Here is a 12,554-nt window from a genome sequence, read left to right as displayed (position 1 = left end):
CTCTGCCGGCGCAGTATCGGCGGGGTCTTCCCTGTTTCCGGAAGGTGGAGTGTTTCATTGACGGACTGCCGCATCCGCTTCAAGAATATCAGCAAATTCTATGGTGATTTCAGAGTTATAGATGATTTGAACCTCGATATTGATCGCGGTGAATTCGTCAGTCTGCTTGGTCCTTCCGGTTCAGGCAAGACGACGCTTTTGATGATGCTTGCCGGCTTTGAAAGTCCAAGCAGTGGAGCGATTTACGTTGATGGCAGGGCAATCAATACGGTGCCTTCATATAAACGCAATATGGGGGTGGTCTTTCAGAACTATGCTCTGTTTCCGCATATGACAGTTGGCGAGAATGTCGCCTTTCCGCTTCAGATGCGAGGTCTTGGCAAAGCGGAGATTGGCAAGCTGGTCGATAAGGTGCTCGATATGGTGCAGCTGTCCACCATGCGTGAACGCAAGCCATCACAGCTCTCTGGCGGGCAACAACAGCGCGTGGCGCTTGCCCGTGCACTGGTTTTCGAACCGGGTGTAGTCTTGATGGACGAACCGCTCGGCGCGCTCGACAAGCAGTTGCGTGAGCAGATGCAGCTCGACATCCGGGAGTTGCACGGCCGGTTAGGGCTCACGATTGTCTTCGTCACACATGACCAAAGTGAAGCGCTGACCATGTCGGACCGGATCGCCGTTTTCAACAAAGGGAAAATCGAACAGATTGGCACGCCGCGCGCAATCTATGACGAGCCGCAGACGCGGTTTGTCGCCGAATTCATAGGTGAAACCAATCTCGCTGAAGGGACAGTCGAGCGTGTGGCGGGTACCAGCGCCATTATTCGCCTGAAGGATGGCGGCACCTTAACCGCATCGTCAAAAGGAACGCTGGTGACAGGACAGAAAGTTCTCTTATCCATCCGGCCTGAGCGCATTGAGCTGGGTAGTGAAAGCTGCGCGGACAATCTTCTCAAGACATGCGTGACCGACAGCGTTTATCAAGGGGATCATCTGCGTATCCAGCTTGATGGCGGCGCTTATGGTTTCATTGTGCGTCTGGACAGAAAAGCGCGTGAATGGGCACCCGGAACGGATGTCGTGGCTGGGTTCAATGCTGCTGACTGCTGGACTATCGCAGCATGACGGTTCTGTCCGGCAAAACTGTCCGAGCGATGTTTCTGATCGCGCCTTTGTTCGTTTTCATAGCCTTGTTTTTCCTGTGGCCGCTTGGGGTGATGATAAAGCAGGCCGTGTCTGATACAGCGGTTCTGCGTGTTCTCCCACAGACTGCAGAAGCTGTCAGTCTGTGGGATGGACAATCGGCCCCATCACCAGAAATGAAACAGGCTTTGGTTGCAGATCTGAAGGCTTCAACCGATCAGCAAGCCGTAGGCGATATGGTTCGCCGTTTGAACAGCGCCCAATCGGGTTTTCGGACCCTGATGAGCAAAACACTGTCAGCCATTGAAAAAAGCGATTCAGTCCCGGATATTGAAACGATAGACAAGCGATGGAGCCGACCGGAGTTCTGGCAAGCAATTGCGAATGCGCTTTCTCCGACAACAGATCGCAACCTGCTTGCCGCCTTGGACATGGAACGCGATGCGTCAGGCGAGATTGTTTCTATGGCGCCCGGCACATCAGCCAACCGGGCGATTATGCTCCGTACATTCTGGATCGCCGCGTTGGTGACATTGGCCTGTGCAGTGATTGGTTATCCTTATGCTGTGTTGCTTGCCTCGTCTGAAGGTTGGGTCCGAAACGCGCTTTTAGCTGCTGTTTTGCTGCCGTTGTGGACATCCTTGCTAGTCCGGACCGCTGCCTGGTTCATTCTCCTGCAAGACAAGGGCCTCATCAACGATACATTGATCTGGCTCGGCATCACCGATGCGCCTTTCTCCCTGATCTTCAACAGGGCAGGGGTGGTGATAGCTATGACCCATGTGCTTTTGCCGTTCATGGTGCTTCCAATTTATAGTGTGCTCGTATCGATCCCAGGCAATTTGATGCCTGCCGCTGCTTCTCTTGGCGCACCGCCATGGAGAGCTTTCTTGCGAGTATTACTGCCACTGAGTATGCGCGGCATCCTGTCCGGCATGCTGCTCGTTTTCATGAGTGCGATTGGTTATTATATCACTCCGGCGTTGATTGGTGGGCCGAGTGACCAGATGATAAGCTCGATCATCGCCTATTATGCTACCGGTTCGGCCAACTGGGGTATGGCTGGCGCATTGGGGCTCGTGCTGCTCGTTGCCTGTCTCGTACTCTATACCGTTTACGGACAGCTCACCGCTGAAGAGCGGCGGAGAGCCTGACCATGGGACGCTTCGTTAAAATCCTCTTCGGTATGGCGGCGGTGGTCTTCTTGATCGCGCCTTTGTTCGCAATTCTTCCACTTGCTTTTACATCCAGCGTCTTCCTGACCTATCCGGTGCCTGACTGGTCAATGCGCTGGTTTGACGAGCTCGCCACGGCGGATGTCTGGCGGCGCGCAATCGTCAACAGCTTGATTATCGGCTCGGGAACGACGATTCTGGCAACGGTGCTGGGCACCATGGCTGCACTTGGCTTGCGCAGCAGGGTTCTGTTTCTCTCCGGCTCGATCAAAACTCTGTTCCTCTTGCCCATGGTTGTTCCTGCCGTGGTTATGGGCGTTGGTATGCAGTTATTGTTCGTCCGGCTCGGAATAGCCAATTCCTATCTCGGTGTGATTGTTGCACATACCGTGATTTCGATACCTTTTGTTCTGGTGAGTGTTATGGGCGCGCTGGCAGGTATCGACCGACGTGTAGAACTGGCGGCTGAAAGTCTTGGCGCATCGCCGGTAACGGTCTTCAGAAAAATCACGCTTCCGCTCGCTATGCCCGGCATCGCATCAGGCGCGGTGCTGGCGTTTGCCACTTCGTTGGACGAGGTTGTGCTGACCCTGTTTGTGGCAGGTCCCAATCAGCGAACTCTGGCGCGCCAGATGTTTTCGACTATTCGGGAAAATATAAGCCCGGCTATCGCTGCGGCTGCTTTTCTGTTTATTGTCGGCACGGTGCTTTTAGGCGTTGCAGCGATGCTCTTCCGCCGCAAGCGCATGAGCGGGACGGTCTCTACCTGACGGATGCAATAGCCCTGTACACCGCATGGGTTCCTTAACGGTCGATCCGCGTCGAAAGAATGATGGATGACATCGTGCGTTCGACGCCTTCCAGCGCGCCTATGCGATCCAAAATGGCGTCAAGTTCCTGTATTGAAGGGGCTTCCACAACGACGATCATATCGAAATGGCCGCTAACAGAATGGAGCGAACGAACGGTCATCATGCTGCGCAGGGCTGTTTCAACTTTTGGTGCCAGCTTGGGCAATGCTGTCACCAGCACATGGGCGCGGACCAGATCACGCTCGAATTCAGGTGCGATTCGTACCGTATAGCCCTCGATAACTCCACGTTTTTCAAGCTTTTCAATGCGACTTTGGACGGTGGTTCGGGACACTCCTAGGCGCCGTGCGAGATCGGCTGTCGAGGCACGGGCATTTTCACGGAGCAGTGCAATGAGGGTGAGATCAGCTTCTGTCGTCATAATGCATATTAGATACGTCAATATGCGTAAACAAACAACGTCATATCGTCGGTTTGTATGCTTCTTTTTGCATGAAACTATGCGATTCTTGCATATCCGAATTGCATTCCAAGGGGAAAGTTACATGAAAGAGATCGTTGTTGTCGGTGCAGGCAAAATCGGCGGCACCATTGCCGATCTTCTCGCCTCCACGGGCGAGTATGCTGTTACCGTTGTCGACCGCTCTCAGGCACAGCTTGATGCACTGGAAGCAGGTGCTGAAGTTAAGACGCAGGCGCTCGATATCGAAGATGCCAAGGCGCTTGAAGCTGTTTTGACCGGCAAGTTTGCCGTATTGAGCGCCGCTCCATTCCATTTGACGACCCGTATCGCCGAAGCTGCTGCCAAGGCAGGCGTCCACTATCTCGACCTGACCGAAGATGTTGCCAGCACACGTCGCGTCAAGGAACTGGCGAAGGATGCCAAAGCAGCCTTCATTCCACAGTGTGGTCTGGCTCCTGGCTTCATTTCTATCGTTGCCTATGATCTGGCAAAGCGTTTCGACAAGCTCGACAGTGTTCGCATGCGCGTTGGTGCCCTGCCGCAGTATCCTTCGAATGCTCTGAACTACAATCTGACCTGGAGCACCGATGGCGTCATCAACGAGTATATTGAGCCATGCGAGGCTATCGTGAATGGCGAGCTAACCGAAGTTCCAGCTCTCGAAGAACGCGAAGAATTCTCGCTTGATGGCGTTACCTATGAAGCTTTCAATACTTCTGGTGGTCTCGGCACGCTCTGTGAAACGCTGGAAGGCAAGGTTCGCACACTCAACTACCGCACCATCCGCTATCCGGGCCACGTTGCGCTGATGAAGGCGCTCCTCAACGATCTCGGCCTGCGCCATCGCCGTGAAGTGCTTAAGGACATCTTCGAAAATGCGCTGCCGACGACCCTTCAGGACGTCGTGGTGATTTTTGTGACCGTCTCGGGTACCAAGAATGGCCGCCTGGTTCAGGAAACCTACGCGAACAAGGTTTATGCCGCTCCGGTTGGCAAAATCATTCGCTCGGGCATCCAGATCACCACAGCTTCTGCAATCTGCGCCGTGCTCGACATGCTGGCAAAGGGCGATCTTCCACAGCAGGGCTTCATTCGTCAGGAAGACATTACCTTGGAAGCGTTCCTCGCGAACCGCTTTGGCAAGGCCTATGCACAGGAAGATCATTGCGCCCGCATGGTCGCTTGATCGCTCCTGCTGTATGAATGCGAGGCCTGTTGCGTTTGTGCGCGGCAGGCCTCGTTTTGCATTTTGGTATTCGGCAAGTCCTGCCAAAGTTGCAATTGAATGGGATCGGAATTAAGCGCATTTCCGGATCCAAACTGGCGGATATGCGTTCATCTGCTTGGTGTGTATCTATCCGCGTATCGTGTCCGAAACCGCTTCATATTTTCGGGGCGCGCTTTGAAGAAGTAGGAAAGTCATGTTGAAATCAGTTGTACTCGCCGGTCTAGCCTCTGTCTTTCTCGCTTTGCCGGTTCAGGCAAAGGAATGGAAAGAAATCCGCATCGCCAGTGAAGGCGCATATCCTCCGTTCAACTACATGTCTCCAGACGGCAAGCTTGAAGGTTTCGATCTTGATATCGCCAATGCACTTTGCCAAGCTATGGAAGCCAAGTGTACGATTGTAGCCAATGATTGGGACGGCATGATTCCGGGCCTGCAGGCTAATAAGTTCGACGCGGTCATCGCTTCGATGGCCATTACCGAAGAACGCGAAAAGCAGGTTGCCTTCACCGAGCGCTATTACACAACCCCGCTTGCGGTTGTCGTGCCAAAGGATACGGATATTACCTCGCTTGACCCGTCGGCATTCGACGGAAAGACAGTTGGGGCACAGGCCGGTACGACGCAGGGCAACTACGCCGATGATGTCTACGGTAAGGCAGGCGCAGATGTGAAGCTTTATCCAACTGCAGACGAAGCAAATGCCGATCTCGAAAGCGGCCGTCTGGACGCAATCGCTGCCGACAAATTCCTCGCCGCCGATTGGTTGAAAAAGCAGGGCGCGGACTGCTGTAAGTTCCTCGGTGACATCCCGGGCTCTGAAACGAAGATCGCTGTTGCCCTGCGCAAGGGCGACGATGATCTGCGTGAACAGTTCAACGCTGCGATTAAGAAAATTCGTGACGACGGCACGTATGAAACGATCCGCAAGAAATATTTCGACTTCGACATCTATTGATGTGACAAATTACGCTCCGGGCGCCTTTAAAACCTTCTTGCGGAGGAAGGCGTCCGGTGCTTCAGTCACGGTATGCGCATAAAATGAGGCGCCGCAACTGGCGGGGAGGTCCCTGCCTACTACAACGATAACAAAGCAATAAGGGGAACAGTTATGTTGAAAACAATCCTATTTGCGGGCATTGCATCTGTAATCGCTGCCTTGCCCGTGCAGGCGAAAGAATGGAAAGAAATCCGCATCGCCACAGAAGGTGCCTATCCTCCTTTCAACTTCGTTGCGGCGGATGGCTCGCTTCAGGGGCTTGATGTCGAGATTGCCAATGCTCTGTGCAAGGCAATGGATGCTAAGTGCACGATTGTTGCCAACGACTGGGATGGGATGATTCCCGGCCTAAAGTCGAACAAGTTCGATGCGGTCATCGCGTCGATGAGCATCACGGAAGAGCGTAAGAAGGAAGTTGCCTTCACCGATAAGTATTATTCCACGCCACTTTCAGTCGCCGTGTCGAAGGATAGTCCAATCACATCTCTGGATGCCGAAGCATTCAAGGGGAAGTCGGTGGGAGCTCAGGGATCGACCACGCAGGGTAATTATGCGGAAGATGTCTATGGCAAGGCTGGTGCCGACGTGAAGCTTTATCCAACCGCCGATGAAGCCAATGCGGACCTGAAAAACGGACGTCTTGATGCTGTTGTTTCCGACAAATTCCCGATATCCGACTGGATTAAGGGAGACGGTGCGGATTGTTGCAAGCTTATCGGGGATATTCCCGGCACGCAGACGGATACCGGGATTGCGATCCGCCAAGACGATAACGATTTGAGGGAACAGTTCAATGCGGCAATCAAGAAAATTCGCGACGATGGAACTTATGCCACGATCGTCAAGAAATATTTCGACTTCGATATCTACTGATTGCATGTAAAAGACGCAGCTTTTTGCTGTGAGCAACGACGCGCCGGCTGTAGTCGGCGCGTTTATTCATTGGTTTTTGTGGATGCCAGAAATGCCGATTCAGCAACAAGATGTCATCGTTCTGGGCGCGGGAATTGTTGGCGTGTCCACGTCACTACATCTGCAAGCGCGGGGGCGTTCAGTCTGCCTGATTGACAAAAGCGCCCCCGGTAGCGGCACCAGTTTCGGCAACGCTGGTCTGATTGAGCGGTCTAGTGTCATTCCCTATTCCTTCCCGCAAGGCTTCTGGACGCTTGTCCGCTACGGCATGAACCGTCGCTCAGACGTTCGCTACAATCCGTTTTACATACCAAAGATGGCTCGCTGGCTTTTTCAGTATTGGCGGGAATCTTCGCCAGAACGGTTAAAGATTGCCACGAATGCCATGTTGCCTCTGATTGAAGCGAGTGTCCGCGAGCATGATACTTTGGTGGATCAGTCGGGCAGCAAGCGGTTGATCCGGTCCCAAGGATGGATAGAAGTGTTCCGAACATCTTCGGCGTTCGACGCAGCGGTGCGCCGGTTACCCGATCTGCAACGCTTTAAACTGTCCTATGATATTCTCGATTCAGCAGCATTGCGCCAGCGCGAGGCATCGCTTGGCGATGTGGCCGGTGGCATTCATTGGCTCGACCCCAAGACCGTTGTGAACCCTGGCGGGCTGGTTAAAGCCTATGCTGATCTGTTTTGCAGGAAAGGTGGCGTTTTCGTTCACGGAGATGCGGCGACCTTGGCTCAGAATGAGCGCGGCTGGCAGGTGACGACGGATGAGGGTATTGTCCATGCGCGTGACATTGTGGTCGCGCTGGGCCCGCAATCCGGGCTCATCTTCAGAAAATTCGGTTATCCAATTCCGCTTGGCATCAAACGCGGTCATCATCTGCACTTCACCATGAAGGACGGCTCTCGGCTCGGTCATACTGTGGTGGACGAAGAAGCAGGCTATGTTCTTGCCCCCATGGTGCAAGGTGTGCGGCTGTCAACAGGCATAGAGTTCGCATCGCCTCAGGCCCCGCCCAATCGTATACAGCTCAAGATGGACGAGAAAGTAGCGCGGAAACTTGTACCCCAGTTGGGAGACGCCATCGAAACGACGCCATGGCTTGGATTGCGCCCTTGCTTGCCGGATATGCGTCCCGTAATTGGGGTTGCTCCAAAACACAAGGGACTCTGGTTCAATTTCGGTCATGCCCATCATGGTTTGACGCTTGGACCTGCGACAGGGCGTTTGCTTGCCGAGATGCTGGTCGGAGAAGAGCCTTTTACTGATCCGAAACCGTACACGGTCGAGCGATTTTTATAGTCTGATCTAAAACTATCGTGACAGGCTTGTCAGGCATGGTGAAGCGGGGCTATCAATCGGTCCCAATTTCATATCGCGCTGTAGCGAACAATCGATCCGGAAAACTCTTGTGAAAATGAAGCCTTTAGGCCGTACCGGCCTTACTGTCACTGAAATTTGCCTCGGCACCATGACCTGGGGCGTACAGAATACTGAATCCGATGCCCATGAGCAGCTCGACATCGCTCTTGATGCCGGTATCAACTTCATTGATACCGCCGAGGGATATGCCATACCGATGAGCCCGGAAAGCTATGGCAAGACAGAAGCTTACATTGGGAGCTGGTTTAAGAAATCTGGAAAACGTGAAAAGTTTGTGCTGGCGAGCAAAATTGCCGGCGGTGGTCGACAAAAGTGGATTCGCGACGGCGCGAGACCAAACCGAACAAGTGTTCGTGATGCGGTGGAAAATAGCCTGAAACGGCTTCAGACAGACTATATCGACCTCTATCAGGTCCATTGGCCGATGCGTGCGCATTACCATTTTGGCCAAAGCTGGAGCTTCGACCCGTCCAAGACTGATGGAGAGGCCGAAACCCACCAGATGCACGACGTTTTACTCGGGCTCGCAGACATGGTTCGCGATGGAAAGATCAGGCATATCGGTCTCTCCAATGAGACAGCCTGGGGAACGATGCAGTGGCTTCAACTGGCGGCACAGCATAATCTGCCGCGCGTCGCCTCGATCCAGAATGAATATAGTCTTCTGCAACGCCAGTTCGATTTTGACATGGCAGAGTTAGCGCTCTGCGAAGGCGTCGGACTGCTTGCCTATTCGACGCTTGCAGCGGGTGTGCTGACCGGAAAATATTTGGGCGGCAAGGTGCCTGTCGGTTCACGCGCAGCCATTTCCGAAGGTGGCATCTGGCGGAATAATGTTCACTCCGAGCCCGCAATTCGCGCCTATATCGATGTTGCGAAGAAGCACGGTCTAGATATTGCGCAGATGGCGATTGCCTTTACATTGACACGTCCGTTTATGACTTCGGCCATCATCGGTGCCACGACTGTCGATCAGTTGAAGACCGATATCGCGGCCCATCAGATCAAGCTGGCGGAAGATGTTCTGGCTGACATCGAGAAGGTTTACCGACAGTATCCACGTCCACTTTAGCGTACACTCCGGGCGGAGTGAAACGCGCTCTTCGTCAGTGACGTGCATGATAGAGGCCCGCTGATCTGCGGGCTTTCCCTATCCAGCGAGATAGATTTCATGTTTGACGATCCATTGATCGATCGGTGTCTCGCTTGATGAGCTGACGATTACCATTCGATCAAATCGCAGATTGCGACCTGTAATCGACTTTGCCACGCGAGCCATCTCTGTTTCACGCGAGGCCTTATCGGCAACGCCGTAGGCAAGCGAAACATGCGGAAGGAAAGTCGAGATGTCTTTCTCTCCGGATATACCGAGTGAATCCCGCTTCAGCGCCAACAGTGCAGGAGTTTTCTGCAGAACGGCGTAGAAAGAGCGGAAATAGGCCGCTGTTCCAGTCACATCCTCAACAAGAACATCCAAAGGTTTCCGACCGATTGCAAGGCTGAGTGCCAGTGGCAGCAGTTCGTCTGCCGAGCGATTCATATCGGGTACAAGTGTTGCGTGTGGTTCAAAGAGGGGTGAAGCAAATTGAACTGCCAGTTCTGCAACGATAGCTTCAAGAAATTTGAGGTCATCGCGTGCGGGTCGCAACCAGATGGAGTGGAATGTCATTGATTTGGCGTCTCCCGAGAGACGCGTTCATTTTTAAGTGGCCTGACGCTGCTCCTTAGAATGAGCGGTAGTTCGAGGACAATTGTCTGGGGCGGTGCATTTGGCACAGCCTGTCTCTCATCAAGCAGGCGGATGATTTTGGCAGAAAGGCGTTCCGCATTCTGATCGAATGTTGTTAGCCGATAGGCGCCCCAGCGCGCTTCCGTGACGTTGTCGAAGCCGATAACCGAAACATCGTCGGGAATGGAGAGATTGAAGACGTCGCGTGCACAATCTATCAGACCGAAAGCCATAAGATCGTTCACGCAGAACACGCCTTGGACGCGCTCTCGCTCCCCGAGTAGTAAGGACGCAGCGCTGTAGCCGCCTTCATAATCGGTCAGGTCCCCGCGCTGTACACTGACGCTCAATCCAAGGCTCTTGCCTTTGGCAATGAAGGCCTCCTCACGTTCAACCAGATTGAGGCTGCCGACATTCGATGTGATAAGGCCAAGCTTTCTCATGCCCCGCGCTGCAAAAATTTCGACGGCTGTTTCTGCCGCAAGTCGATTGTTGATGTGAATATGATCTGCCCCCTCTTCGGCCCGCCCGACGAGAATGAGGGTCTGGCCATTTCGCTGTGCCAGTTCAACAAATGACGAAGAGGGCATACCGGAAAGTACCACCGTCGCTTCAGCACGATAACGCAGCAGCGTTTCGTGTGCCGCCGATAGATTTTCTCCGTGTTGACCGGTCGGGATCAACACCGGCACACTGCCACGTGCTGTAAGCCGACGGGAAAGCGCTGCGATCTGACGGGAGCGAAACGGGCTCTCCGGGTCTGCGGCAATCATTCCGACGATGCGACTGCGGTTGGCAAGGAGGCCACGTGCAAGGTCGTTGACTTGATAACCCAGTTTTTCGGCGGCTTTCAGCACTTTTTCGCGTGTCGTCGGTGAGACGCTGGCACCCGGCGTAAAGGTACGTGATACCGCGGAGCGTGACACACCTGCCTCAAGCGCAACTTCATGAGCGCTGATGAACCGTGGCTGGCTATCCATGTTGTCCGGTTCGCGCTGCGTTTCTTTATCAGACATTTTATCGCCCTACTTTTGAAAGGACATCGGCCCTGAGGAAGCGTTCTACAACGAACATGAAGGCAATTGATGGTACCAACAATATCAATGCGCTAATCGACGCGATTTGATAATTGCCGCCGGAGCCCGCGGTATAAAGCAGGAGGGGAAGAGTGGAAATATCAGGAGCGCCAACGAAGTAAGTTCCAGTGAACTCATCAAGCGATTCAAGAAAGACGAAGATCGCGCTTGCAAGCAGACCGGGTGCGGCTATTGGCAAGGTGATGTCGAAGAATGTTTTAAGAGCGGAGGCACCCATTGAACGGGCCGCCTCTTCAAGCTCGCGATCAATTGCTGAAAACGCTGCTGTGGCAATCCATACTGCATAGACCAGACCGTGGGTCACATGTACCAAAACGACACCGGTGATCGTGCCATTCAGGCCGAAGGAGTAGAACATCTGCGCGATGTTTACGTATATGGGTAGGTTTGGAAAAGCCTGCGGGATCAGCAGCGTCAGCAGGATGAACCCGCGAAACGGCAGTTTCAACCGTGCGAGAGCATAACCGGCGGGAATAGCCAGGCCCAGTGAAGCTGTTACTGTAAGTCCCGCAATAAGGACGCTTGTGCCCAGTGATGAGAGTGCATTGCCGCGAGGCGAAAAGACATTAGCCCAGAATGAAAATCCATACTGAAGCGGCAATGTGTGTGGGAAATACCAACGCTCGGCTACAGCCCAAAGAAATAGGTTGGCGAGTGGTCCGAAAATCGCGAAAGCGAGCAGGCCAAGCAGTATGCCGCGGGGTATCCAGCGCCAATCGATAGTGTTGTTCATTGGCCTTGTTCCTTCATGGTCTGGCGAAGGTAAACCCAGGCGACGAAGCTCGTCATGAGAAGGGAGATCGTACCCAGCGCATTTGCAACGCCGTAATCCCCGTAAGCGTTGATACGGAATGCTATGTTTGCCGTAATCATTGTCGGTGATTGGGCGTTTATCATCAAAGGCACGGACAAAACGGACATCATGGTGACGAAGCTCAGTATCAGACCAACGAGCAATGTCTGGCGCACTTGAGGGAGAACGATCTCAATGAGAATGCGCAGCCGTCCGGCGCCAAGATTGCGAGCGGATTCGATAGTGCTACGATCAATGGATGCCATGGCACCTGCCAATAGAAGCGTGACAAACGGTGTCTGTTTCCAGACGAATGCAATGACAATTCCACGCCAGTCAAGGAAGCTCATGGCCTGAAGGGGCGTGAGCATACCGCTTTCAATGAACAGGCTGTTCATCAGTCCGTTCTTGGCAAGAAAGGTGCGAAGTATCTGGCCGACGACGATGAAGGGGATGAAAAGTGGCCATCGATAAAGCCAGCGCAGCACAGTAACAGCGCGCGGGTTGGAACCAAGTGTCAGATAGCCGCCGATGGTTATAGACAATAAAGCGATCAGCAACGACGACAGCGCGACGATGATAAAAGTGAAGATGATGTCGCTGGAATAAAGTTCGAATGCTTTGGTGAAGTTGCCGGTTCCCCATTCACCTGAGACGGAGAACGCTCCGATAATAGCTCCGAAAAGTGGTACAATAAACAGCAATAGTACGATTGCCAGCGCAGGCGCGACAAGAAGAATACCCGTCAGTCGATGCGACATTCGAAACCTCATTAAGGTGGGATGCGTGTCGGACACGCTGCGCGGTTTGATCGGATCGGA

13 protein-coding genes are annotated in these 12,554 nt (G+C 53.5%); 8 read left to right on the top strand and 5 right to left on the bottom strand.

The window, feature by feature from the left end; all coding sequences use genetic code 11:
* Nucleotides 1-57 precede the first annotated feature (57 nt).
* Genes FJQ48_RS06620 through FJQ48_RS06610 form a run of 3 tightly spaced genes read left to right on the top strand, consistent with a single transcriptional unit; the run spans nt 58 to nt 3,088 of the window.
* On the top strand, nt 58-1,125 hold the full coding sequence (locus tag FJQ48_RS06620) for an ABC transporter ATP-binding protein (protein ID WP_139974389.1): 1,068 nt from the start codon (nt 58-60) through the stop codon (nt 1,123-1,125).
* A complete protein-coding gene (locus tag FJQ48_RS06615) occupies nt 1,122-2,297 on the top strand; it encodes an ABC transporter permease (protein ID WP_139974388.1) in 1,176 nt (391 codons plus the stop codon). Before FJQ48_RS06620 ends, FJQ48_RS06615 begins: the two co-directional genes overlap by 4 nt.
* A gap of 2 nt (nt 2,298-2,299) precedes the next feature.
* Entirely contained in the window at nt 2,300-3,088 is a 789-nt protein-coding gene (locus tag FJQ48_RS06610; RefSeq protein WP_139974387.1) for an ABC transporter permease, read from the top strand.
* 34 nt (nt 3,089-3,122) lie between these two features.
* On the opposite strand, the gene FJQ48_RS06605 is transcribed toward FJQ48_RS06610, so the two are convergent.
* Nucleotides 3,123-3,551 (bottom strand): Lrp/AsnC family transcriptional regulator, encoded by a 429-nt coding sequence (locus FJQ48_RS06605; protein WP_247870303.1) that lies wholly within the window; start codon nt 3,549-3,551, stop codon nt 3,123-3,125.
* A 124-nt stretch (nt 3,552-3,675) separates the two neighbouring features.
* Between FJQ48_RS06605 and FJQ48_RS06600 the strand changes: the two genes are divergently transcribed.
* The 5 genes from FJQ48_RS06600 to FJQ48_RS06580 all read left to right on the top strand — a co-directional run bounded on the left by FJQ48_RS06600 (nt 3,676) and on the right by FJQ48_RS06580 (nt 9,186).
* Nucleotides 3,676-4,779 carry a saccharopine dehydrogenase family protein gene (locus tag FJQ48_RS06600; protein ID WP_139974385.1) on the top strand — a complete coding sequence of 368 codons (1,104 nt, stop codon included), beginning with the start codon at nt 3,676-3,678 and terminating at the stop codon, nt 4,777-4,779.
* A 235-nt stretch (nt 4,780-5,014) separates the two neighbouring features.
* Nucleotides 5,015-5,776 (top strand): ABC transporter substrate-binding protein, encoded by a 762-nt coding sequence (locus FJQ48_RS06595; RefSeq protein ID WP_139974384.1) that lies wholly within the window; start codon nt 5,015-5,017, stop codon nt 5,774-5,776.
* A gap of 153 nt (nt 5,777-5,929) precedes the next feature.
* Entirely contained in the window at nt 5,930-6,691 is a 762-nt protein-coding gene (locus tag FJQ48_RS06590; RefSeq protein WP_139974383.1) for an ABC transporter substrate-binding protein, read from the top strand.
* Nucleotides 6,692-6,782: 91 nt separating this feature from the next.
* Nucleotides 6,783-8,033, top strand: a complete 1,251-nt coding sequence (locus FJQ48_RS06585) for an FAD-binding oxidoreductase (RefSeq protein WP_139974382.1) — start codon at nt 6,783-6,785, stop codon at nt 8,031-8,033.
* Nucleotides 8,034-8,148: 115 nt separating this feature from the next.
* Entirely contained in the window at nt 8,149-9,186 is a 1,038-nt protein-coding gene (locus FJQ48_RS06580; protein WP_139974381.1) for an aldo/keto reductase, read from the top strand.
* Nucleotides 9,187-9,264: 78 nt separating this feature from the next.
* Here FJQ48_RS06580 and FJQ48_RS06575 read toward each other — a convergent pair whose 3' ends face one another.
* From FJQ48_RS06575 to FJQ48_RS06560, 4 genes are read right to left on the bottom strand one after another with little or no spacing between them, the layout of a single operon-like run.
* On the bottom strand, nt 9,265-9,783 hold the full coding sequence (locus FJQ48_RS06575; RefSeq protein WP_139974380.1) for a haloacid dehalogenase: 519 nt from the start codon (nt 9,781-9,783) through the stop codon (nt 9,265-9,267).
* Complete coding sequence (locus tag FJQ48_RS06570) at nt 9,780-10,859, bottom strand: LacI family DNA-binding transcriptional regulator (protein WP_139974379.1); 1,080 nt, start codon at nt 10,857-10,859, stop codon at nt 9,780-9,782. Before FJQ48_RS06570 ends, FJQ48_RS06575 begins: the two co-directional genes overlap by 4 nt.
* Before the next feature lies 1 nt (nt 10,860).
* Nucleotides 10,861-11,673: an ABC transporter permease subunit gene (locus tag FJQ48_RS06565; RefSeq protein WP_139974378.1), complete on the bottom strand. Its 813-nt coding sequence runs from the start codon at nt 11,671-11,673 to the stop codon at nt 10,861-10,863.
* A complete protein-coding gene (locus FJQ48_RS06560) occupies nt 11,670-12,494 on the bottom strand; it encodes an ABC transporter permease subunit (RefSeq protein WP_139974377.1) in 825 nt (274 codons plus the stop codon). Before FJQ48_RS06560 ends, FJQ48_RS06565 begins: the two co-directional genes overlap by 4 nt.
* Nucleotides 12,495-12,554: the final 60 nt, after the last annotated feature.

It is taken from the genome of Ochrobactrum sp. CGA5 (assembly GCF_006345815.1).
Lineage (GTDB): Bacteria > Pseudomonadota > Alphaproteobacteria > Rhizobiales > Rhizobiaceae > Brucella.
This window is presented reverse-complemented; position numbering and strand designations above follow the sequence as displayed.

Bases quoted from the DNA above. Each gene is read 5' to 3' on its own strand.
- FJQ48_RS06615 (WP_139974388.1), top strand. From the start codon at position 1,122: ATGACGGTTCTGTCCGGCAAAACTGTCCGAGCGATGTTTCTGATCGCG.
- FJQ48_RS06610 (WP_139974387.1), top strand. From the start codon at position 2,300: ATGGGACGCTTCGTTAAAATCCTCTTCGGTATGGCGGCGGTGGTCTTC.
- FJQ48_RS06605 (WP_247870303.1), bottom strand. From the start codon at position 3,551: ATGACGACAGAAGCTGATCTCACCCTCATTGCACTGCTCCGTGAAAAT.
- FJQ48_RS06600 (WP_139974385.1), top strand. From the start codon at position 3,676: ATGAAAGAGATCGTTGTTGTCGGTGCAGGCAAAATCGGCGGCACCATT.
- FJQ48_RS06595 (WP_139974384.1), top strand. From the start codon at position 5,015: ATGTTGAAATCAGTTGTACTCGCCGGTCTAGCCTCTGTCTTTCTCGCT.
- FJQ48_RS06590 (WP_139974383.1), top strand. From the start codon at position 5,930: ATGTTGAAAACAATCCTATTTGCGGGCATTGCATCTGTAATCGCTGCC.
- FJQ48_RS06585 (WP_139974382.1), top strand. From the start codon at position 6,783: ATGCCGATTCAGCAACAAGATGTCATCGTTCTGGGCGCGGGAATTGTT.
- FJQ48_RS06580 (WP_139974381.1), top strand. From the start codon at position 8,149: ATGAAGCCTTTAGGCCGTACCGGCCTTACTGTCACTGAAATTTGCCTC.
- FJQ48_RS06575 (WP_139974380.1), bottom strand. From the start codon at position 9,783: ATGACATTCCACTCCATCTGGTTGCGACCCGCACGCGATGACCTCAAA.
- FJQ48_RS06570 (WP_139974379.1), bottom strand. From the start codon at position 10,859: ATGTCTGATAAAGAAACGCAGCGCGAACCGGACAACATGGATAGCCAG.
- FJQ48_RS06565 (WP_139974378.1), bottom strand. From the start codon at position 11,673: ATGAACAACACTATCGATTGGCGCTGGATACCCCGCGGCATACTGCTT.
- FJQ48_RS06560 (WP_139974377.1), bottom strand. From the start codon at position 12,494: ATGTCGCATCGACTGACGGGTATTCTTCTTGTCGCGCCTGCGCTGGCA.